28 protein-coding genes are annotated in these 21,489 nt (G+C 41.9%); 5 read left to right on the forward strand and 23 right to left on the reverse strand.

All coding sequences use genetic code 11. The annotated features are described in order from the left end of the window. Positions 1 to 3 precede the first annotated feature (3 nt). The 8 genes from BF9343_RS10815 to BF9343_RS10850 form a co-directional block, all read right to left on the reverse strand. The gene (locus BF9343_RS10815; RefSeq protein WP_010992946.1) at positions 4 to 3,726 is read right to left on the reverse strand and encodes a phage tail tape measure protein; all 3,723 of its coding nucleotides are present in this window, start codon (positions 3,724 to 3,726) and stop codon (positions 4 to 6) included. A gap of 1 nt (position 3,727) precedes the next feature. Then, positions 3,728 to 4,348, reverse strand: a complete 621-nt coding sequence (locus tag BF9343_RS10820) for a hypothetical protein (protein ID WP_010992947.1) — start codon at positions 4,346 to 4,348, stop codon at positions 3,728 to 3,730. Positions 4,349 to 4,350: 2 nt separating this feature from the next. Then, positions 4,351 to 4,836, reverse strand: a complete 486-nt coding sequence (locus tag BF9343_RS10825; RefSeq protein ID WP_010992948.1) for a hypothetical protein — start codon at positions 4,834 to 4,836, stop codon at positions 4,351 to 4,353. 206 nt (positions 4,837 to 5,042) lie between these two features. After that, positions 5,043 to 5,192, reverse strand: coding sequence for a hypothetical protein (locus BF9343_RS23685; protein ID WP_155270126.1), 150 nt, complete (start codon positions 5,190 to 5,192; stop codon positions 5,043 to 5,045). 147 nt (positions 5,193 to 5,339) lie between these two features. After that, positions 5,340 to 5,594 (reverse strand): hypothetical protein, encoded by a 255-nt coding sequence (locus tag BF9343_RS10835; RefSeq protein ID WP_041926223.1) that lies wholly within the window; start codon positions 5,592 to 5,594, stop codon positions 5,340 to 5,342. Positions 5,595 to 5,927: 333 nt separating this feature from the next. Then, positions 5,928 to 6,278 carry a hypothetical protein gene (locus BF9343_RS10840; protein WP_010992950.1) on the reverse strand — a complete coding sequence of 117 codons (351 nt, stop codon included), beginning with the start codon at positions 6,276 to 6,278 and terminating at the stop codon, positions 5,928 to 5,930. A gap of 263 nt (positions 6,279 to 6,541) precedes the next feature. After that, positions 6,542 to 7,108 (reverse strand): hypothetical protein, encoded by a 567-nt coding sequence (locus tag BF9343_RS10845; RefSeq protein WP_010992951.1) that lies wholly within the window; start codon positions 7,106 to 7,108, stop codon positions 6,542 to 6,544. Positions 7,109 to 7,311: 203 nt separating this feature from the next. Beyond that, positions 7,312 to 7,812 carry a hypothetical protein gene (locus tag BF9343_RS10850; RefSeq protein WP_010992952.1) on the reverse strand — a complete coding sequence of 167 codons (501 nt, stop codon included), beginning with the start codon at positions 7,810 to 7,812 and terminating at the stop codon, positions 7,312 to 7,314. A 129-nt stretch (positions 7,813 to 7,941) separates the two neighbouring features. Here BF9343_RS10850 and BF9343_RS10855 point away from each other — a divergent pair, with 129 nt between their 5' ends. After that, complete coding sequence (locus tag BF9343_RS10855) at positions 7,942 to 8,532, forward strand: hypothetical protein (RefSeq protein WP_010992953.1); 591 nt, start codon at positions 7,942 to 7,944, stop codon at positions 8,530 to 8,532. Positions 8,533 to 8,781: 249 nt separating this feature from the next. On the opposite strand, the gene BF9343_RS23690 is transcribed toward BF9343_RS10855, so the two are convergent. The 9 genes from BF9343_RS23690 to BF9343_RS10890 all read right to left on the reverse strand — a co-directional run bounded on the left by BF9343_RS23690 (position 8,782) and on the right by BF9343_RS10890 (position 14,096). Then, on the reverse strand, positions 8,782 to 8,940 hold the full coding sequence (locus BF9343_RS23690; RefSeq protein WP_155726293.1) for a hypothetical protein: 159 nt from the start codon (positions 8,938 to 8,940) through the stop codon (positions 8,782 to 8,784). A gap of 67 nt (positions 8,941 to 9,007) precedes the next feature. After that, entirely contained in the window at positions 9,008 to 9,430 is a 423-nt protein-coding gene (locus BF9343_RS10860; protein WP_010992954.1) for a DUF5053 domain-containing protein, read from the reverse strand. An 84-nt stretch (positions 9,431 to 9,514) separates the two neighbouring features. Further along, a complete protein-coding gene (locus BF9343_RS23695; protein WP_155726294.1) occupies positions 9,515 to 9,652 on the reverse strand; it encodes a hypothetical protein in 138 nt (45 codons plus the stop codon). A gap of 128 nt (positions 9,653 to 9,780) precedes the next feature. Further along, positions 9,781 to 10,632: a hypothetical protein gene (locus BF9343_RS10865; protein WP_010992956.1), complete on the reverse strand. Its 852-nt coding sequence runs from the start codon at positions 10,630 to 10,632 to the stop codon at positions 9,781 to 9,783. A gap of 4 nt (positions 10,633 to 10,636) precedes the next feature. Beyond that, a complete protein-coding gene (locus BF9343_RS10870; RefSeq protein ID WP_010992957.1) occupies positions 10,637 to 11,575 on the reverse strand; it encodes a DUF6712 family protein in 939 nt (312 codons plus the stop codon). After that, positions 11,572 to 12,996: a hypothetical protein gene (locus tag BF9343_RS10875; RefSeq protein ID WP_010992958.1), complete on the reverse strand. Its 1,425-nt coding sequence runs from the start codon at positions 12,994 to 12,996 to the stop codon at positions 11,572 to 11,574. The genes BF9343_RS10870 and BF9343_RS10875 overlap by 4 nt, the downstream gene beginning before the upstream one ends. Next, a complete protein-coding gene (locus BF9343_RS10880) occupies positions 12,996 to 13,208 on the reverse strand; it encodes a hypothetical protein (RefSeq protein ID WP_005795444.1) in 213 nt (70 codons plus the stop codon). The genes BF9343_RS10875 and BF9343_RS10880 overlap by 1 nt, the downstream gene beginning before the upstream one ends. Before the next feature lie 13 nt (positions 13,209 to 13,221). After that, on the reverse strand, positions 13,222 to 13,755 hold the full coding sequence (locus BF9343_RS10885; protein WP_010992959.1) for a hypothetical protein: 534 nt from the start codon (positions 13,753 to 13,755) through the stop codon (positions 13,222 to 13,224). Further along, positions 13,752 to 14,096: a hypothetical protein gene (locus BF9343_RS10890; protein ID WP_005795440.1), complete on the reverse strand. Its 345-nt coding sequence runs from the start codon at positions 14,094 to 14,096 to the stop codon at positions 13,752 to 13,754. Before BF9343_RS10890 ends, BF9343_RS10885 begins: the two co-directional genes overlap by 4 nt. 568 nt (positions 14,097 to 14,664) lie before the next feature. Between BF9343_RS10890 and BF9343_RS10895 the strand changes: the two genes are divergently transcribed. From BF9343_RS10895 to BF9343_RS10910, 4 genes are all read left to right on the forward strand, one after another. After that, positions 14,665 to 15,156, forward strand: a complete 492-nt coding sequence (locus BF9343_RS10895) for a hypothetical protein (RefSeq protein ID WP_010992961.1) — start codon at positions 14,665 to 14,667, stop codon at positions 15,154 to 15,156. Positions 15,157 to 15,237: 81 nt separating this feature from the next. After that, positions 15,238 to 15,588, forward strand: a complete 351-nt coding sequence (locus BF9343_RS10900) for a hypothetical protein (RefSeq protein WP_005795436.1) — start codon at positions 15,238 to 15,240, stop codon at positions 15,586 to 15,588. Then, positions 15,575 to 16,321, forward strand: coding sequence for an N-6 DNA methylase (locus tag BF9343_RS10905; RefSeq protein WP_010992962.1), 747 nt, complete (start codon positions 15,575 to 15,577; stop codon positions 16,319 to 16,321). Before BF9343_RS10900 ends, BF9343_RS10905 begins: the two co-directional genes overlap by 14 nt. 4 nt (positions 16,322 to 16,325) lie before the next feature. Next, positions 16,326 to 16,532: a SymE family type I addiction module toxin gene (locus BF9343_RS10910; RefSeq protein ID WP_041926225.1), complete on the forward strand. Its 207-nt coding sequence runs from the start codon at positions 16,326 to 16,328 to the stop codon at positions 16,530 to 16,532. 157 nt (positions 16,533 to 16,689) lie between these two features. Here BF9343_RS10910 and BF9343_RS10915 read toward each other — a convergent pair whose 3' ends face one another. From BF9343_RS10915 to BF9343_RS10940, 6 genes are read right to left on the reverse strand one after another with little or no spacing between them, the layout of a single operon-like run. After that, positions 16,690 to 18,411, reverse strand: a complete 1,722-nt coding sequence (locus BF9343_RS10915) for a hypothetical protein (protein ID WP_010992963.1) — start codon at positions 18,409 to 18,411, stop codon at positions 16,690 to 16,692. Beyond that, positions 18,408 to 19,013, reverse strand: coding sequence for a hypothetical protein (locus tag BF9343_RS10920; protein ID WP_010992964.1), 606 nt, complete (start codon positions 19,011 to 19,013; stop codon positions 18,408 to 18,410). The genes BF9343_RS10915 and BF9343_RS10920 overlap by 4 nt, the downstream gene beginning before the upstream one ends. A 3-nt stretch (positions 19,014 to 19,016) precedes the next feature. Further along, on the reverse strand, positions 19,017 to 19,304 hold the full coding sequence (locus tag BF9343_RS10925) for a hypothetical protein (protein ID WP_008768776.1): 288 nt from the start codon (positions 19,302 to 19,304) through the stop codon (positions 19,017 to 19,019). 2 nt (positions 19,305 to 19,306) lie between these two features. Next, complete coding sequence (locus tag BF9343_RS10930) at positions 19,307 to 19,798, reverse strand: phospholipase D-like domain-containing protein (RefSeq protein ID WP_224223157.1); 492 nt, start codon at positions 19,796 to 19,798, stop codon at positions 19,307 to 19,309. Next, positions 19,779 to 20,735 carry a hypothetical protein gene (locus tag BF9343_RS10935; protein ID WP_010992965.1) on the reverse strand — a complete coding sequence of 319 codons (957 nt, stop codon included), beginning with the start codon at positions 20,733 to 20,735 and terminating at the stop codon, positions 19,779 to 19,781. Before BF9343_RS10935 ends, BF9343_RS10930 begins: the two co-directional genes overlap by 20 nt. Positions 20,736 to 20,752: 17 nt before the next feature. After that, complete coding sequence (locus BF9343_RS10940; RefSeq protein WP_008768779.1) at positions 20,753 to 21,472, reverse strand: hypothetical protein; 720 nt, start codon at positions 21,470 to 21,472, stop codon at positions 20,753 to 20,755. Between the last annotated feature and the right edge of the window lie 17 nt (positions 21,473 to 21,489).

A 21,489-nucleotide genomic window follows, 5' to 3' on the forward strand; every position in this document is an offset into this window, starting at 1 on the left:
GTGTTATTGTTTTTTGCGGGTGAATGGTTCCTTTGATTTATCTGCTAATTCTTGTGCTTCGTTGAGCTCGCGAAGCACGACGTATGCTTTGAGGTATTTAAGTTTCTCAATCAGTGCATGTAACTCTTTGATCAGTTGAGCCAAGTTTGCTTCCTTATCAGTCGGTGAAGAAGTTGTCTGAGAGATACGGGAAGTACTGTTACGGATCGGATCGTAATTGCCTTCAGCACGCTGGGGAAGTCGGCCACTGCGGGCATCCTGAATGGCCTGTACGACAATGGGGTAATTAATGTGGTGCTGAAGACGGGAAAGATCTTCGGCATTGATGATCAACTCTGCTCCGGATTCGGATATCAATGAGGTACGGCGGACGATTCCTGTCGGTGAATCACCTATGTAGGGAACACCCCGATAGGTCCGGCCATCATCTTCACCAATGACATCGTATCTGCCGGATGCCCATTGCTTGACTTGTACCTGGGCAGTTTTGGTACTGTCGGTATTGTTATCGGTTGCGGAAGAACTCCCCCCTTTAATCAGTCCTTTGAGCGTTGATTTTGCAGCGGCCAATGCTCCCATGATCAGTCCGGAGAGAACTGCGGCACGGGCTGCACCGGTTGCTCCAAAGGTTGCAACAGAGTCAGGCATGGCATAGGCTTCGGCAGCGGAACGGGCTACAGCTCCGACGGCTACACCCGTGGCCTTGGCTATTTCAATATCAATCATCTGGCTCAGTACATCGAATAGGATATCGAGCATGGTATCAGCAAAGTTCTGCAGGGTATTTTCTTGACCTGATATCATTTGTCCGAGGGTATCGCCGATCTGTTCACCGTATTGCCGGTACTGTTGTGCCTGTTCGGTGAGCCTTTGTTTCTCCTTCCTGGCCAGTTCGTCTTTTTTCTTTTGAGCTGCATCTTCAAGTTTCTTCCGCTCTTTCTCTTCATCTTGAAGACATTTTACTTTAAAGTCGAGTAGTTGTTGTTCAATAGTGCGCCGTTGATCAGCGTCGAGATTAGCAATTTTGAGAACACGTTCCAGGTGCATGATGGTGAGATGCTCCATGGCTTCATTGTACTCTTTCTCTGTTTTCAGATTTTCATCCTTACCGGAAACATAGAGACGTTTTAGGTCCTTTTGTTGGTTTTCATAAAGTGTCTTTTCTTCAGCGAGCTGTCGGTTCATCTGCTCTTTTTGCTGTTTAATTTTGATATCGTTGATTCGATTTTGAGCATCAATACCTTCTTTACTTTTTGCACCGGCTATATTAATGATACGTTGCTGATGTTCTAATTCGAGGGTTTCCATCCGCTTATTGAACTGCTGTTCGGTTTGCAAAGTTTCGTCCTGGCGTTTGAGATAGGCTTCTTTGAGTTCCGACTGGTGTTGGGAGTAGAGCTTGGCTTCTTCTTCAAGTCTCTTTTTAAGAAGGGCTTTGGCTTTCTCTTCATCAATTATGGGAGTTGTTATTTTGTTATTTGTAGTTTCTTCATTCGCTTTGTTGACCTCCTCTATGGCTAAAGCTGATTCGCCTATCTCTTTGGTTATTTCATCTATTTTCTCAGAAATTGAGGATAAATTTTTTCGCGTTTCATTAAGAGTTTCTAAAGCTTTTCCTTCTTTTTCTGTGCCAAAAAGTCTGGAAATTTTAGCTGTAAGGCTATTCCGATTATATCCTTGTAAGGTATTGGTTTGGCGAATCTTCCAATATTGATCACTTTGGGTTTCTTCATCTTTTTCCAGTGTACGTTTCTGGGCATAAAGATTTTCAAGTTCTTGCTGTGCTGCTTTTAACTTGATTTGCTTTTCAAGTTGTACCAAATAATCTTTGATTGCGTCTGTATTGTTTTTCGTTAATGTTCCTTCATCGGTTAGTTGGGCATTGTAGTCTGGAATGATTTCTTTTAGATCATTTAAAGCCTTTCGACGAACATCAAGCGCAATTCCATTATCATTGATGACAGCAGTCAAAGCACGTATCTTCGATTCTTGTTGAATAAATGATTTATTGGTCTCTTCATTTACTTTTTTTATTCCTGATACAGAATCTTTTAATTCATCGTTTTTCTTTTTTAAGTTTATGAGGTAGGCTATAGCTGTGGCCGCGACTACGGCTATTATACCATAGGGGTTTGTCATCAGCTCTTTCTTAATGGCTTTTAAAGACTTTGCAATATTATTATTCCAAAATGTAACGACTTTACTGATTATTACATCAGAGTTCTTAGCAGCTGTGTAAGCTATAAGGGCAATGGTCAATAATGTAATGGCCCTTTTGTTTTCATTGATGAAGTTTAATAGTTTAATGAGTTTTCCAGTCCAACTGACAGCACCATTTGCTGCTGATATGAGGGCGGGATTGAGTTTTTCTAATAATTCAATACCAAGTTCCTGCATGCGGTTTTTAGCTTGCGATAGTTTAGCTGCCGCTGTTTCTGATTTTGTGGCAGCCTGTTCCATGGCTACAGATGTACCCGTAACTACTTGAGTGTAGTATTTTACCTTATCGGCTTCATTGATAAGTACGGAGGCCACATTGTATCCTTCTTCTCCAAATTGCTTCTTAATCTGGGCTGCTGAGAGTTGTTTTTTCTGAAGGTTATCCAAAGCCTTCTCTAAACCGACGATTTTGGGATTTGTATCATCTGCTCCGGTTTGTAGGGTAAGGAAGAATTTCTTTAAGCCGGTACCGGCTATTTCGTCTTTGATACCTTTTTCGGCCAGTGTTTCAATAGTACCTACAAGCTGTTCGATAGGAATTTCGGCAGAGGCAGCAGCTACCCCGGATTTGGTAACGGCTGTGGTGACGGACTCTACGGCTGCTGCTCCATATTTAGAGCCGGCGGCCATGACGTTTGCATAGCGTGAAGCTTGTTCGGCACCATCACCATATTGGTTAAGAGAAAGGGTGACGGCATCGACTGCATCCTTCAGGGTCATACCTGATGCAGAAGCTAATATAAGGGTCTGTTTTGTCACCTCGGCCAAAGCTTCTTTGTTATCAAGAAGTTCGGGCTTGGCAGAGCCTACCAATTTGTAGGCATCAAGAATTTCCGTTGCGGACTGTCGAATGCGAATGCCGGATTCGGTCATTGTCGTTGACAACTGGACAGCTTGCTGTTCCAACCAGTTTATATCGTCTTTGGAAAGTCCGGTAAGAGCTTCAACATCGGCTTTTGCTTCTTCACGTTTGTTTCGCTGTTCTCGGAGTTGGTTGAGCTTCATAGAAACTCCGGTGATAGCTGCTATGACAGTACCGATCAGACCAATATATTTGTTAATGAATCCGGAGGCACGTGACCAGACATTACCTTGTGCACCTACCTCGACACGCATGGCGGCTTGTGCTCTGGAAAGGGCTTCAGTGACACGCCGATTCTGCTCAAGAGCAGCAGTATATTGTTTCGTTCCGGGCACTGCATTACGAAGCTCTTTTCGGACACGGGATTGGACAGCAAGGAGTTCGTTATAAGTTGCTCCGGAGAGGTTTTTGAGAACTCGTTCTGTTTCGGCTAACTGTTTTTCGTAATTCTGAAGAGTTCGGTTTTTTGCATCCAGTTCTTTCTTGAGGTCTTGGGAACGCTTTGCATAGTCTGCTTCTCTTCCGGTAAGTGACTTGAGTTTGTCTTCAAGACGAGAAATACTTTCTTTTACCAGGTCTATCTTATTAGTGGCTTCTGAGCCATCAATATAAAGTTTGATACTGCGGTTTAGGTCGTTTGCCATATTAGAGACTGTTTCGTTTATCTATGTATATTCGGGTAGCATCAATCAGCATGGTGTCGAAATAACCGGTGACGATATCGGCTAATTCATTGATCCGGTTACGAATTACAGGATCAAACCATTCGTAGGCCCGGCGGTTGCCTTCATTCTGTCGTCCGAGTGATTTGAGATTTGTATGACGGACAATACCGGTATCGATCTCGACCCCATTAATTTTTTTGAGGTAATTCCATTTAGAACCGATGAAACCTCCCTGACCTTCACCGGCACCCTTGTGAATGTAGATTCCATGTCGAGGGAAGGAGAAACCAAGACGGTTGATAATACCGTATTTGTCGGTGTAGGCCCGTGGCTCAAGTTCGCGGGCTATTCGCATACTGCGGCCGGCTATTCCGGCTCGTAATTGTCGGAACACACTATCTTGCCACTTTTCGACGGCCTTGTTATATGCAGTCAGTCTATCAGCATCCTGAGCCATTGAAAAGCGTTCGGTTTCTGAGACGGTTTCAAGGCGGATGAGTTTGGGTGTCGGGCTGTCAGATAACTGTTCGGATCTACGCTGGGAGGCATTATAACGTTTGATCTCAGCGCTGGAGGTACTTAATCTTTTATAGAGTCCCATTGTTAATCCTCCCAGTATGTTTGGTCAATGAAATAGGTTTCAGGTTGAGCCAAAGAGAATGTCAGTACTACACCATAGAAATTATCACCAATCGGTCCAATACCATTAAATTGAATGGTATCGTCAATGAATTCTGAAATGTCGGGGTCTTGCAGGATACAGTTCCGAATTTGTTTTGCAACAGTTTTGCATTCTTTTGCTGCCTGGTTGATTGTTTCCGGACGATCAGAAACAGTGTTCTGTGCCACAATGAAAGAGAACATGTCATTGTTATTAAGCGCATCGGATTCGTTTCGTTTTGATTCAGACTCACAGCCATCAACTGCAATCAGGATCATGCCGGATACGGATGATAGTTTATCATTAAAATTATATAAGTCCTCAAGTCCGAAAGCGGTGAAGAATCTGGGCTTTTCGGGTGTGTGGGCAATAGGCTTTAAGCGGATGGCAAGTGTTTTGCCATATTCAAAGTGGTTGTATATCTCCATAAAAGTCAGGGGTTAGGTTATGGAGACAAAAATAGCCCGCGGAGAGCGGGCTATAAAGGACAGGTCAGGAGAACCAGAGCGTTAAGAGGATGATACCGGCGATAATGGATATACTTTTACCAGTTGCATTCCTACTTCTTCTTACAATAGCGGTCTCGACAGTGACAAAACCTATAATAATACAAAAGTCTATCATAGTTCTTCTCTTATTCGGGTAATAAAATCCGAATTAACTCACGAAGCTGCATTGCTGCACGTTCTTTTTCTATCGGTGATGTGCCTTCGGATAATAGGATATCGACGAGGGCTAATGCTTTCTCCTTATTCATGGCATTCTCCTTTCTTTTCTTTCTCAATTTGGTTAATAAGATTACGTATAGCGATTAATCTGTCATAGGAGATTTCGCAGAGCTGCTCACCATCGGCAAAAACGTTATAATAGATATTTGGTGTACTCTTTCCTTCATGAAGTACAGTGCACTTTTCGATCCAGGCTTCTTCCTTTACTCGTCCCATTTCGTACCTCCTTTCTTAGCTTTGATAACACAATAAATGGCTGCAAGAATGCAGGGAGGAAAGATGAACGTAGCACAAAGGCAAGCAATGGCACTGACATAGTAAGCGTCAGAGGAGGTTTTAACTTTGCAATCGGATGGGATAAAATCATCAATTGCGGAGTTGGACTGATGGGGGATTGTGGTGTGTTCCGGTGTGCGGAACTGAGGCACGAAAAGGGTGCCAGAATCTTTTTGTTTCATACGATAGGTTTTTAGCATTTTAGTTGAGAACCGCCCAACCAACGGAAGTGCAAAAACGGCTGCACTTTCCCGTTTCGCTAAAAACCTACCGTAGTTCACTCCGAAGAGACTAAAGTAATGGGAAAGGCAGCCGCCAATATTTAAACGACATTTTACTGATACCAATAAAATGATGAATATGGGCATAAAAAAAGCCCATCTATTTATGAGCATTATCCGTTGCTCTTCGTTCGTGATACCTCACGATAGGTTTTTAGCTTTTGCAAAGATGGGAATAATATTTGAAAGTGCAAAAATATGATATAAATATTATCTTATCAGTCCGGCATTTATTCACTTTTCTCTTTCTTGGATGAACTTATTTACCAATTCAAAATCTAACTCAAGTCCAAGGGTTTCCAAGTATGGTTTATATTTTCTTTTCAATGTAGATTGCTGTGCTGAATTATTCCCATTGTAGCAGAATGCTGCGATAAATTCAGGTTCTTTACTAATCGCCTTATACAATATTTTTTTTGCCTTGTCCGTTTCTCCCAAGGATATATACATGGCAAACATACCAGGTAAATTGTCATTGGTAACAATCTCTTTTTTGATTCTGGAAACATTTCGACATAAAACGAAGAAAAAAATCAGTGTAATAATCTCAACTACAGCTGAAGCAATTGCTATATCTAAGCCCATAATTAAATAATTTAAAGTATTAAAATGATTTTAATTTGTTACGATAACAAAGATAAGCTTTTTTTGCATATAAGCAACTGGGTGTTATGAAATAGAAATAAATTCTATTTCATTGTTTGTTCTTAGTATTTCAATAGCGTTTTGCAGTAAGTTTATAATGATAGATTTCACTTGAACAGGATATATACCAACAAGCCTTAAGATATGGACTATTTAAAGATACCTATTATGAGTGTAAAGAACGTATAAATTTTTTAGTTACGTTAAAATTTTTTAGTTAGTTCATCTAATAAAGTATGGTCTATCTTAGGACATATATTTAGTAATATCTCTTTGCTGATAAAAGAAATGTCAGGTTCTATTATTCTTGCTTTTTTAATCAACTCAGAATCATAGTTTAGTAATTTAGAACAAAATTCATAAGGCTTTTGATACTGAAGATTATCAATATTGTAATAAATTTTACGTTTACGTGTATAATACATAGAAAAATAGGTAGCCAGTCCTTCTTCTAAAATAGTAGTCTTTTTCTTTGGATTGGGACATAAGCAATGTATCGCTTCATGAGCTACCTGAAATATTGCCCTTTCCATATTGTTGCTGCAATCTTCGGTGACCTGTATTATGACATGATTACAATCGTTTGGATACCATATTTGTGGTTGTTTTATATTAGCTAACTCAATACCAAGTATTGTATATCTTTTATCTCGTTCACCAAATAGGGCTTCAGCTTCGTTAAGCATATCGCCTAAACGAGAAACAATTGTCCATGTATATCCATCATTTGATGGTAAAGGACCACAAGAGAAAATATTATTATCTATCATATGAAAAGAGATTCATATTTATAATTAATTTAGTTTCTGCTAAATTACAAAATAATTTAAAGGCGGCAAAAGAAAATAATAATTTTGTATATTAGCATGAAAATGAAAGAATATGAATCAGGAACAGGAAATAAAAGATATACAACGACGTTTAAAATCACTTGAGATAAGGTGGTGGCTGTTAATTATTTCTATATTACTGATTAGCATAGGATTGATACTAATGCGATTAAAGTACCTATAATGCCGGCAATGGCTCCTGCTATCTCTAATTTTTCTTTTGTAGTGTATCTTTTTAAATGGCCTTTAGTAGTATAAAATTTCTCTCCTTTATCTGTCATTTGTATCCAATATTGATCATTTCCTAAATAACAGATATAACCTGCTTGAATTAGGATAGGGATTATTTGTTCTATTTCGATCTCTGAATACCCCAGACTTTGGAGGTGATAGTAATAATCATCGGTGAAAGTACTAACAGATTTTTTTGATTTTAAGTAGGATAGTAAAGATTGAGTTATCTCTTTTTGCGATATGGTCATATTATAAATAATCAATTCCTTATGTCGTGTGCCAACCGGAACCACCCGGCCATCCGGTTTTACGGATGCACGACATAAGGAATTGACAGCTTTTGGTTTATTTTGGCAGGGGCTAAAGTACAAAATAATCTGAAATATGAAAGAGAAATCTATGGAATACATACCATGTTTATGGTATTTTTAATGTGAATCTTAAAAAAAATAATGAAATATGTTCTTTTTTTATGGGAAAGCAATAGTTTTGCGAAACAGTGATTTTTTATTTTATTTTTTAATTAAACCTTTTAGATTATGAAAAAGAATTTATTACTCGTTTCGCTTTGGGGAATCTTATCCTGTTTTATGTTATCATCTTGCAATAATGAGAATGAAGAAAGTATGAGTTTACCTGATTCTCAAGCGTACATCACAAAGATGAATGTCACAAATGCAGCAAATACACGCAGTACTTATAATTGTAATGAGGTACAGAATGTAAGTTTTGAGGATTTTATATCTGGAAAATCCTATGACTTTAATTTTCTGGTCTATTCTGACAATACGTATGGAATAGATATCGACAAAGACGGAACCGTTGATGTGACGGTAACTGTGAAAGGTAATGAAATTACCGCTACTTCGAAAAATAACGAGTCTGAGACGGTGGTTGTTGGGCAAGAAGACAGCGAACGCTACACAACGTATACGTTAAACGCTCCACAAACCAGAGTTACATATAGGCATATATCATGGTTTTCATGTGTGAAACGCCTGACTCTTAATGAAGACGTAGCAATGGGATCAGGTCTTGCAAGTATGTTCCGTAAGTATGCGTTTGGTTATGTCGCTGGAGCTGCTGCCGTTATATGCTTGAACGATAGCAACAGATGGGACGTTAGTTAAGGTCTAAGAAGGAATTTGATATGACGAAAGATAGAAAAATATTAATTCTCAAAATATGCTTAATACCAATCGTCTACTTTGTAATCAGGGGGTTGTTCAAATTAGGCATTGTGCAGAAATACGATGATTTCTTTTTGTTATTGTGTGTAGCTTTGCCGTTCATATACGACATATGGGCTAAACGGAAAAAATATTTTAAATAATATGTAAGAGAGTAGGGGTATCAATGCTGATACCCCTACTTGTTTATTAAAAGCCGGCTACTTCATAATACTTGAAAAAGTAGTATAGAGCCACTTTGTGCCATTTGGTCAATTCCTTGTCTCCGGAAAGGATGGAAGAAACGGTACATTTGTCAATTCCGGTGTAGTTGCTCAAATGTTTATTCTTTAATCCAAGCCGTTCCATCCGTTATCGGTATTGGAAATACAAAAAGAGAGGGAGTATCGGCTTCCCTCTCTCGGTTGTGTTAATGTCATTTGATGTTTAATATGGTTTCCGATAGCTTATTTTTTATATCATTAAGTGCAAACTTGAATAGTTCTAATTCATCATCGGTAAAAGCACTGGGTTTTCCGTTGACGATGTTTCCGTTAATGCGTTGAGCTAACCAGCTCCTATCTTTTTGGAAATAGTGTTGAGCAATATATGATAAGGAAATAACGTCTCCTAAATCTCCGATCTGATTACGTACATCAATATCAGTACGTCTAATTCGCTCTCTCCGGCTTTTCATCTCTTCACGGAGGATTCTTCCTGCTTCACTACGTTCTTCAAGTGGGATGGATGCAGTCAGCTCTTTCCATATGTTATCAAATTTGATAGCACCTTCTTTGGTACGTAAGAGGTGGAATTGATCTACAAGGCCTCTAATCTTATTTTCCGTCTGCTTATCCATAATGTAATATTATTAATGTAATCTGTAATAAAGAAGATGTTGATAAGGTTGATGGTAGGGATTCATAATGAATCCCTACCTTTTTCATTCTTCGTTGAAGCTCTCGGCAATCATTGTAATGGTGCTGTAGAGTTCATCGTAGAATTCCGATTCGGAATAAAGAATTCCATCTTCAAGAATTTCTTCTTCGTATCGGATGAGGAACCTCAAATGATCAAGCATTTCCTCACGGTCATTTAGACCTTCAACCTTATCAAACATCTCTGTGTCATTAACACACTGCAAATATAATAACGATTTGTTTATTGTGCAAATAAACAAACCGTTATTTTTTATGCGAGAGTGTTTTTTTATTTGTTCTGCATATTTTCATTCAGTTCTTGTTGTTTTCTCAGAGATTCATCCATCGTATACAGGGCATCGATCAGGAATCCTTTTTTTATTTCGGGCTTTTTGGTCATGTCTGACTGTGCGAGGGAGTCTAAAAGACGCATTTGCGAATCAAAGACGCGACCATTACTCTTTCCGTTTCCGGAAAAGATACGGGGAAAGCCATTGGCAAGATAGGCCAGGCTCCCTATAATGTACCAGTACATAATCATTTTCACTCTGTGGGGAAGATGGCTGAGAATGGAAGCATCTTTCTCCAGACGATTGATATTGAATGTTTTGCTTGTGTGCCATAAACAGGCCAGAGCATGGTTAATTTGTTCCGGGTCCTGATTCATGGCGTCAAGATAGTGTTGCAGGTGCATGAACTGTTCGAAGCGAATATCGAGCAGCCCATCTTCCGGACCACGGAATTTACGGAACCGGCAAAAGAATGCCCGATAGGGATTGACAGTTAGTTCCGGGTGTACATGGTATTTCATTTCGGTATCCTTTTCGCACATCAACAGGAAGTCGAAGAGTTCGGCCAACCGATTGACTTCTTCAGGAAAAAGCAAATATTTCTTCTTGTGTGTGCGGAAAGGCACTTTATTGCCGGAAGTCCCAATGCTGATCTTTACTTGATGGCGATAGATATCCCGATACCGGTAAACATGTGCATTGAGACAATATAGCATCATGTGTACCTTCAGTTCTTCAATGGGAATATCGCTTTGTGTAAGATTAACCAGGTAGCTCAGTTGCTTTTCGGTGAGTTCATCCCAGCTTTCCGGAACTCGGTAACAATCATCATTTATCTGAATGGTGTGCATATTGTTATGATATAGAGGTGAATATTCGCTTTTCTTTGGAGTTAAAGTTTATAGCGGTAACGGTTGGTGTGACTCCTAACTCCTCAGCATTTTCGGAAATGAAATTTTGTATCTTTCCGGCGTAGTAGGTCGCTTGATCGGCGAAGAAATTACCGGTTGCTGCCTGATCCTGGTAGATGGGCCGGATAATGGGAGTAAACTCCGGTGTGTCGTTGATGGTACGCTGTTCACGTGAGGTCTGTGATGTATAGAGTTCAGCGGTTTTGTTAGCGAGGTAACGGAGTATGTGCCCCAGCAGTACCTTTTCTTTAGGTGTCAGTTCTTTCCCTGCGGTGTGGGCATCAAGCAGACGTTGGTATAGGTCTTCTTTGAGTATTTCACGCACATTGCGTTCTTGCAACTGCCGGACAGTAGGTAGCATCATACGGAACGATACGGTAGAATACTCGATATTGACTAAACCGGTATCTTGAAATTCTCTGGCATCACGGATGAAGCATGGAGAAGAATCTGTGACTTGTTTGCAGTGCTCGACGTATTCGGGGTAAGTTTCCGGATGATCGGTCAGAAAAGTGAGTAGCCGATCAAGGGCCTGCATGCCACGAAAGTAGAAGCTTTCTTTAGCGGCGGCAATTTTTGCTTCATTGGCCGGTGAGTAGGTACCTTGTTTGTTTTCGACCGTAATTCCACTGTCTCCGATACGTATGCCAAGTTCCGGAGTGGCAAGCATCAGGGTGAGAGGCCCCAGGGTGCGGAGAATTTTATCATTCAGCCTTTTATCAGTTCCGGTCAGTGCCTTTTCTACGGTTTTGATACCGATGTATGGCGTCAGATAGATATCCATAGCATCATCAATATACGGATTGATAGCTTCGTCAGGCAGTGTAGCATTGATTTTGACTACTTTCTTGAGTGTGTCGATGTCAGGGATGATAGCATTCATTTTTCTTCTGTTTCTGGGGTTAAACCTGTATTTTTAGTAGCTCCTGTCCCTTTGTCAAGTGTGGTAAGCTGACAGTTGGTGACGGAAAAGTAGATATCTTTCGGCCATCCGTTTACGGCTTTGGCAAAATAAAGGGGAGTGAGCGTGGCTTCCTGAAACATTTTCATTAAGGCTTGTTCGATGATGAACAGCTCACGGGCTTCAGTACCGTTAATACTCTTACCTTTGCCGGGAGCGGCACCAATGATGGAGGGATGTACATTCATGCCATAGCAGATGGTGTTGCTTACTTCCTCGCTGTCTTCAATGTATTCGCCACCCTTGAAGAAGGAATCTAAAGTATTTATGATGATATCCTTATCCTCAAATCCTTTTACTCGGTCATAACGAAAATGGGACACGAAGCCTTTACCTGCATTCTCTTCTCCGGCAAGAAAGTCATTCATGTCCTGAAGGAAGGTCTCCCGCCGTACAGCCTGGTCTGCTTCGTTCGTAATCTTTTCATCCGCGTATAATTTTCCCCAGAAATCCTCTTTGATGTAGACGATGTAGCGCAATGCCATTTGATTCTTGATCAAAGCCTTCTTAAAGATAGGAATGGCATTCCCAAAGTCGTACCATCCGGAAACGAATACACTCCACCAATATGGTTTACTGTAATAGAATCGTCCGGGAGTCGCTATGCGAATGTTATGGATGAAGCGGCGGTCTTTGACGATCTCTTTTGTTCCCTTTTCATTGGGAAGCAAACCCATTCGTGTCTTTAAATCCCGCAAAGGTGCCTGGCGGTCCAGTAGTGGCGTCGCAATTACATCATCCGGCATACCTTCATGCCATTTGGCTGAGTAACCATGATATTCACTCTTGCCGGTCCTCTCATCGATTACGCTAATACGTGAACAGGTTGCTTCCTTTGCCTTTACTTGTACCAGTCTGGGCTGAGTGTCCTGATTAAAAATATATTCGACGTATGCATCGTAGAAGATCACTAAATCATTCGCTATCTCCATCCGGATAAATGGTATGTCATTGTTTTCTATAAAATCGAATATATCCGGATATTCTTCGGGCAAGACTTCTTCTTTGATGATTTTTCGGGTTTCCTTATCCCGGTATTTACGATATACGAGGACACTATCTCCATATACTACCTTGTTTTTAAATTCCACATTGCTGCCGACAGTTACGTTTGCCCCGATCTTCTTCATAATGTCATACATCATGTTGTTGTTCCGCCCTCTGGGAACAAACTTAATTGGAGCCGCTTTCCCTTTGGGGACTACTTCAACGGTAGAGGTCTCCCGGTCAGTTGTGATATCGCTATTATCACTGAACTTTATGATTCCTTTTCCGCCTTTGGTGACTGCATAAGTTTCATATCCTTTTTGAAATAATTGGGGCTCAGGTTGTTTCTTCTTCATTAGAAATAAACTTTGATGTTATTAAATCGTGTAATCAGACATCTCCGGATTTTCCTGGGAGCATACTCACCTATTTGAAGTATGTTGACAGTGCTTCCGCTACTATGAAATGAACTAAGTACCGCACGCTCGTAAGTAATGAGTTCACCGGTACTTTTTTTGCAGAATTCAATGGAGAACTCAATGGGTTTACCCTCTTTCCGTTGCTCCATAAGTTCCCAGACTTTACTTTGATATATTCTGTCGCTTGGCATAATACGATAGTGCTATGATGATAAAAAGCAAAGGTATCCCGATACTGAGGCCGTTTCTTATGCCATCATCCGTACCGGTTGCTACTTTGCTATCTTTCCTGGTCTCTGTCCCGGATTCCCTTTGTATGGTTTGACCGGATACCTCTCTCTTTGAAGAGCTGTTCGAAGAGTGTACAGTGTCATTACTTTCCTGCGCGGTTTTACTCTGTTTTTCGCTCCCTTCAATCTCGATACCCGATAGCGGGGGTAGGCCTGTTGTGGGATCGGGTGTTTGTGCCGTGTCAAAATGGTACGTGATCTTCCAGGATGAACCGTGTTCGTCTTTAGTGGTTTTGACTTGTGAGGCAATGGTTTCGGTACCGGTATTGAGTTCATTGTAATTATGCTGAAAAGTTCCATTCTCTTTGAATTGATTAGAATGTAGAGAAGAAGAACGACAAGCACACAGCAGTATACCAACTGAAATGCAAGCAAAATAAATGATAAGGTGTACATGATGTTTCATTGTTTACGGTTTTGGCAAATTAAATCGGTACATTTCATGGTTTTTAGCTCTGTTATCAAACGATTGTTTTCGTTGATTTTCAAATCCATAGTCTCAATACGTTTGGATAATGTTTCAACTTTATTTTCCCAGCGTGCCTCACTATCTTCTTTATCCTGTTTGAGTGAGTTGATGTAACTTCTTTGATCGGTGATCATTTCCTGGTAGACATCCTGCATCGCTTTCATTGCATCAGCTTCTGCACGTTTCTTGGTGTATTTGATAGTGACAAATGCTGTGGCGGTTCCGACTAAACCGCCACCGAAGAGAAAGACCATGATATAATTTAGAATCTCATTCATCGCTTTTTTATTGCAAATGTATTGTGTACAAGCGCTTACGTAAAGGACAGAAAAACGGCACAATGTGCCGGAGCGGTATCGCATGTGCGATGATTTTTGAGGAGGGGGCAGCATATAAGAGAGAAAAAAAAGTTTGAGGCGAAACTTTTTCCGAGGGCGGTGCGTGGTCTTCCGACGGATAAAGGGGAAATTTTTCCCCTTTAAGACCCTTTTTTCTTTGTGAATCAGTATTTTATTTTTTTTGCCGTGGGAATCTTCTGAGATTTAAAATTGCGTTAACATAAATTATAGGTTTACGCTTTTTCTTCCCAAAAGTATCTCTTTGTTAACCCAATGCGGGTTGATTTTTGAAAAAATGATTCGGATGTCGGAAAAATAATTTTGAGACAAGAGAGCAAACGTCTGTATGTGATGTGTGATATTTATTTGTGGCATGTATTTAATGCACTGTTTTACAAGGATTTATGTTTTCGTGTATGAAAAAAAAGTGTTATATTTGTAATGTAATCAAAAGGGGATAGGGTTGCACTCCTATCACTTAAATGTTTAATTTTTAACGTAAAACAAAATGAAAAATGTATCGAGCGCAAAAAGCGCAGAGGCTAAAGCCGTAGTGTTAAGTAATGTAGCTAATAAGAAGAATGAAACAGCCCCTCTAATTGTGCTGCCATCCCTTCCAACCGAAGAAGAAACGAAAGAACAGGTTTCGGCCAAAGTTGAAACTCCCGTTCAAACTTCCAAGAAAGAGAGTTCTTCCGTAGTAGCCGCACCCAATAAGCGTCTAAGTATTGATGAACTGACCGATAAGGCGGAGCGTGTTTATCTGCTCCGTCAGAAATATCAAGAAGTGAGAGAAAAGCGGAAACAGCTTGAAAGCTTTACTATCTCACATGATAAAAATAATGCCCAACTTACTTTGGTAGACGCAAAAGGGCTTTCCATTTCTACAAGTAATCCCGTTGCAATTGGTAAGTTGCTATCTGATTGGATGTTAGATTTAAATAATCACTTGGCGAAAACCGAAGAAGAAATTCGTTCAGAATTGGAACGGCTAAATTAAAACAAAATCCCCCCTACATCGTTGCACCGATGAAGGGGGAACAAAATCAAACCGAAGTTTAATTTTTAACGTACTGCAAAGATGGAAAATATTTTTGATTCTGCAAAAACAATTCAAGAAAAACGCACAATATTAAAAGGTTTATCAAAGCCGCTTCAAATTTTGGTGAAAGAGGCTGCTATTCCTACGGTAAACGATGGACTGAAAGCGATATACGCACAGTCTGGTCATACCGAACTTAAAACGCTGAAACAGTGGAATAAGGAGGGCAGGAGTATTAAAAAAGGTTCCCATGCCTTATGCCTTTGGGGTGCACCTAAGAAAGTAGAGACGACCCAAGTAGAAGAAGCACAGGGAGAAGATAATGACCCAATGAATTTCTATCCGATTTGTTTTGTATTCTCAAATTTGCAGGTATATGAAAAACAATGATTTAACTACTTATGGGGAGTATTTGGAAAAGCTATCCCCAAAACACGGACGGGAAAAGGTATTTAATGACTTTCTGCAAATAGTCGTTTGTTGTCTCTCAATGGGACGTAAGGAAGAACTTTATTTCAAAACGATAAAGCCCTATGACAAAACAGAACTGGATTTGTTTTCACAGGCTTTTGCCGCACTTGTTATGCAGATGGACAGGCAACCACTGGTAGACCCGTTCGGAGACTATTTTCAAGAGTTTTTAAGCAACGCCCAAAACGGGCAGTTTTTTACACCGTTTGGGGTATGTGAATTAATGAACCAATTGATAACAGCTCCTAAAGTAAGTGATCAGCCTAAACAGGGAGATCGGAGGGTATTGGACCCTGCATGCGGTAGCGGAAGACTCCTTTTATCAGCAGCCCAAAAGGATAGAGCATTGACTTTTGTCGGGATTGATATCTCATATACCTGCTGTCTCATGACTATCATTAATTTGTGTCTGAACAGCTTAAACGGGGAAGTATTGCACATGAATGCCTTGACGGATCAATATTGGCATCGTTGGTTGATTATCGTTGATAGTGTAACCAAGATACCGACCGTTTATGAAGTGGAAGCCGGAATAATAAACCAACCGCCTGCATGTGCGGATGATTTAAAGCCTTTACCGGTGACAGGGATCATACAGCCGGTAAAAAACATGATTCCCGCCAATTTTGTACGTTATACCCCTAAATGTTAGCAATATGGAGAAAGTTTTGCAATGTGTCAGACTTCCGCAAAATGGTAAAGGCACAATCGGGTTTAATTTGAAAGGAGAGTATTTAAAAAAATACGGTTTCCAGTTAGGAGATAAAGTAAAGGTAGAAATCAGCAAAAATAAGATTGTTTTATTTAAGAAATGTGCTGGAATGATTGAAAAAGTGGCACAGCGGGCAGCAAAAGCACTCTGACAGACCTTGAGAGAGGGGGAGAATGCTTTTGCGTCGCCCGGCTGCGCCGGGGTGAAGCGGAGTCCGCCGATTACTCTTTTGGCAGAGGGGGCGGGATTTTAAACGCCTGAAATGGCGGTTGTTTGACGTAATTTTAGCAATTACGAAAAGCGGTATTTTATTTCCGATTGAGGAAAAATATTCCTCCGGTGCCGGTTCCCGGACGTGTGAAGTAGAAATTCATACCGAGCCATAATGTGTCGAAGGCATCCGTAACATGGGTTTTGTATTGATCCGGATTGTCCGGAGTATCGTCAGTACCTTCCGGAGCTTTGTCCTTCTCAAAACCGTTTTTACCCTGCTTAATACCGGTTTGCTCCATGGCGATCTTGAGGAACTCGTTTTGATAGAGATTGAAACGAATCCACAGGAATTGCGGATCACCTTTCAATGCGAGATCGATATTGAGGTGTTTCCATTCATGTTTGGGTGCCTGTCCGACATATACCATTGCAGGAGTGTACCGGTTCTCTTTGAATACACGTTCAATGATATCCGCATAGGTTTCTGTTGTGGAGCCCGACTCCCAGGTAAAAGTATGATCATAGTAGACGACTACATCGTGATTGAGCTTGGGACGGTAATAGTCAGCTATCTGTTGTACCAGGTCTCCGAGTTTGGATGGGGTTTTGACATAGAACGATTTGATGATTTTCATCGTATTCTCGTCCAGTTGTGCCACTACCGCTGTCGAGATTGACGCATTGGAGTCGAATGCAATATGCAGTTCTTTGTCAAAATCAAGGTCACCGTCTCCCAGGCAGCCGCAGGAACTCAGTTGCTTCCAATTACTTCCAAGATTCTTCAGCCTTCCGTTATCAGCCGGCTGATAGAAATGTATGCGGTCGTCCAGGGCACTATAAAAGCCATTGGGAACTTTCATCAGCCGTTCGTTCAGGAAGGCGGTACGCCATACCAACGGGGGAGAATCACGTTGCATCTGCCAAATGAAGTCTTCTCCCAGGACCTCAAGGTTATCAAAGACATCATATTCACCATAAAATACAGTGTATTCCCGTTTTTTCTTATCATTCGGTTTGAGTGCAGGCTGAAACTTCCGGGCTATGTCAAGATCACGTTGAAGTTCCCGGATCATCCGCATGGTGTGTTCGGTCAGCGGTTTACGTTTGTAATCCTGAAGTTCTTTATACAGGTTGCGAATGAGTTGGATATGTGGGGGCTGCATCTCTTCCTGTTTGTCGAGAATCCAACGTCCCATGGATGATCCGGGCATGTCCGTTGAGTAACATACGCTGTGATGGTGAGGACAGTGCCCGAAATATTGCCGGTTTCCCCTGTTGGCCGGATTGACCTCGTTCTTTATCTTGTCATAGGAAAGGAACTTTGCCTCCGGCCCTATCACCCAGTCAAGCGACATGGAGTTTGCGGACATCCCTTGATTAAAGGAAAGAATAACCATAACCGTGCCATTCCAGAAATGGAAAGCATTACTCCATCCGTCTCCGAGTACCGGACGGACAGGCTTGGCAAAGCCCATGGAAGGTGGTGCTTTATGGCCAACGACATAATGGATATTTTGAATGTATCCCCATTCGGCGAGTGCTTTACAGATAGCCGGAAGGGTATTTCCCCATGCCTTGGCATAGCTGGGAGAGATCATTCCACCCAATGAACCGGGCATTTCCCAGACGTTTCTGAGAATGAAGCGGGCGTCGATACCTTCTGACTTACCGGTACCACGCGATGCAACGATGTATTCGTCATGTGCGGCAATAGCCATTGCCTGGCGTTGCATTTTGTTGAAGAACTTCCGTATCACATTGGCCTGTTTCATCCGGAGTTCGTACGCCGATGGTATGGGAGAGGCTTGGGCTGTCATTCTTCAATATCCTCCTCTTCAATGGTTTGAATATCTGTCGCCTGTTTGGTCAACATATCTTTGCATAAGCTGCGGAGTTCCTGGCGGCGTTGCTCCAGATTGTCTATCACTTCAATACCCTCAAGTGTCGTCACATCGTCAGAAGGTTCAAAAGATGGGGGAATAAGCTGACCGAAGTCGAATGCGTCATCGTCTTTGTCGGAACGGGTGTATTTACCTATCTTGTCGAGAGCGGCGGCAGCTCCTTTAGCATCTCCGTTGTCGATAGCGAGTTGAAATGCCTTCTTTCCTCCTTCTACAATCATGTAGCGATACCAAGATTTGGCCGCTAACTGGATGTTACCGACCAGCCGGTTGATCATACCGATATCGCGATAGGCCTGTGATTGGGAAACAGGTTCCGCTTGCCCTCCACATCCGTGCATGAGAAAAGTAACGAGCTCCTGGTCTTCAATTAATGGGCTTTCCATTTTCTTACTAACACAAAGCATCATCCGATTCTTAATTTCCATCTCCTTTGGTGATAACTGGAGAGCGGATTCACCCCGATCTTTGAACAGGGAGCGTTCGATGCGGTCGTAGGTTGTGTCTTTTTTCGGCATAATTTAGTCGTTGATGATTTGTTCTTTCATGTATTTATCAGCAAGTGGCTCGGCCGCCGGACTTCCGGCCTTGGCTAACTTGATCACAGTTTTTCGGAGTTCGAATTTTGTTTGCAGGCGTCCCTGATGGTATGCTTCGTAGATAGGAGAATGATGATGATTTTTGCAAATATCACAGAAGTAGCTGCGTTCACCGGCAGGCAGCGAAATTAGAATGGCGATTTCTGCCGGAGGCAGCAGAGCTGCGGCCATCTCTCTGATTTGTTGCAAGGTTTCATCTGATAACTCCATTTCTATTCTAATATTTCGTAACTGATTGCTTGATTATATGCCTGCTCGAACATTTCCGAGAAGTAATTGAAATGCTTTCCGGAAGTGAAATAGAAGCCATTTTCCCAGCGGTGATTCTGGTTCAGGTTCGCGGAACCGGCAATACCGAACTGATATTTGTCATTTTCCACCAATAACACTTTTGCATGACAGGAGTCAATCCGTATGCGTGGTGTGATGTTGGAGGCAAACAGTAACAAGTCAAGCTTGTGCCGTTTTACCGTCGTATCGAGCAGGAGGGTCAGACCTGTAATTTTTTTATCATCGGCCAGGAAGAAGAGAGGGCGTAAACTGTCCTCTGAGATACTGAATGTAGCGATCCTTATATCCGCCGGTCCGATTTCAGATAAAAGAGAGGGCAACACTTCATGTATTGCCCAGTCTCCTTTGTGCATGAACGGTTCGATAGAACCGGGACACAAAGCCAAAGGAAAGTTATCCTGAAACCTTTTCACCTTGTTCTGCCGATAATTCTGCCGTTAAAGCGGCTAATTCAGTTTCGTATTTAGCAATCCGGTCGAGTGCGTTCTGCAGAACAGCCTGCTTTCCCTCTTTCCCGGCCCTCTCTGCGGCTGTTTTGCTGTTCGTAATGTTCTGCTTCAGACGTTTGATCTGACGGGCTATTTCGAAGCCTCTGACCACTGCATTTTCACTATACTCAGGACGTTTAGCATCAAGCTCTAAGGTTGCCTGTTTGCCCTCTGCGTAATCGTCAATCTGTTTCCAAAGTTTGCGACGTTCGTCGTCCAACTTGCAGAGTTCTTCTGCGAGGGGGTGACGTTCCTCTGCCGGGATATTCGGATTCGCAATATCATTATGGAGACTGGCGTACAGGGGAGCGATCTCTTTGATACGGGCGTATGCTTTACGTAAGGCAGGAGTGAGGGATTCTTCTGTTACGATCTTGACGCCCGGAGTGTTCAAGGCATCCAGTTCGCCCCGGATAGCGGAGAGCTCTTTCATTTTCTCCTCGAACTCTTCATTTAAAGCTGAGAGTTCGTCAGCATGATTTTCCGTGTCACTCTCAAGTTCGCTGATACGGTTATGCAGTCCGTCGATCTCCTCTTGGAGGCGGTCGATTGCCTCTTTCCGGATATCGGTTTCTTGAGTCCGTTGTTCGTCATTCAGTGTTTGAACGATCAGGATCTCTTCGAATGCAGCCGGGTAAACAGAAGGAGCATCTTTTATTTCCCTGGCTATTTTAGTCAGTATATTGACTAATTGTGTAAAGTGGGGATCGAAAATGTGAGGATTCTCCGGTGCCTGGGAAAGATAGTTCCCATAGCTGCTCTTGGTGTTTGCCTTTGCTAAAGCGTTAAAGAGTTCCATACCGTCAGCGTAGGTACGCTGACGGTTTGACAACCATTTTTCTAACTGTTCGTTTCTTGTCATAAAATATATGTATTATGTTAACCTCCGGGACTTGGAGCCGGTTTTAGGCCTGCAATGACTTCCATGTCGATTGGTGTTCCTAAAACAACAGCCGATTCATTTGCGTCACAAGTGGCTGTATAGGCAGTTCCCCGCTGATCGGCGGCGAGCTTACCACCATCAAAGGAGGGTGATACATCGGCATACATGCCCGGTTTACCCATCAGGAATTGTTGGCCGTCGGAATCTTCGAAGACGAAGTACCCCGGAGTGTTCTTGACAAGTGTACTGAAAGCATGCATTCCCGGAGTATTGCCGGGAAAGAAAAACTCTAAAGTCTGCTTAAAAGATTTTCCGTCCGTTTCGCCTTGAATTTCCGCTTTATAACCTACTTTCCCTTTTGTGGAATACAAGTAAATCGGCTGAGTGTAGGTTCCGCCACTTGGAAAAGTGAATGATCCTGAAGCGGTAATCAGGTCCTCATTCGTAGTAGGCTTTACCGGAATCATTGGTACGGTTGAAGGAGCGTCATACGGAATAAAGAGCAGCCGTCCTTTATAACCTCCCATGTTGTTTTGCCCGATATTCCATTTTAACGGGGCAAATGCCGGACCGGCAGCCAGAACGGTTAAACCGTCTGATGTCAGAAGATGATGGCTGATCCAGTTTCCGGTATCCGGAATGGCCGCTTGTACTTCCGGAAACAAGAACAGGCAGCAGATAAGCAGGCATGAAATGCAAAGAATAAATCGTTTCATAATCAGGTAATTGTTTA

The organism is Bacteroides fragilis NCTC 9343 (assembly GCF_000025985.1).
Classification (GTDB): domain Bacteria; phylum Bacteroidota; class Bacteroidia; order Bacteroidales; family Bacteroidaceae; genus Bacteroides; species Bacteroides fragilis.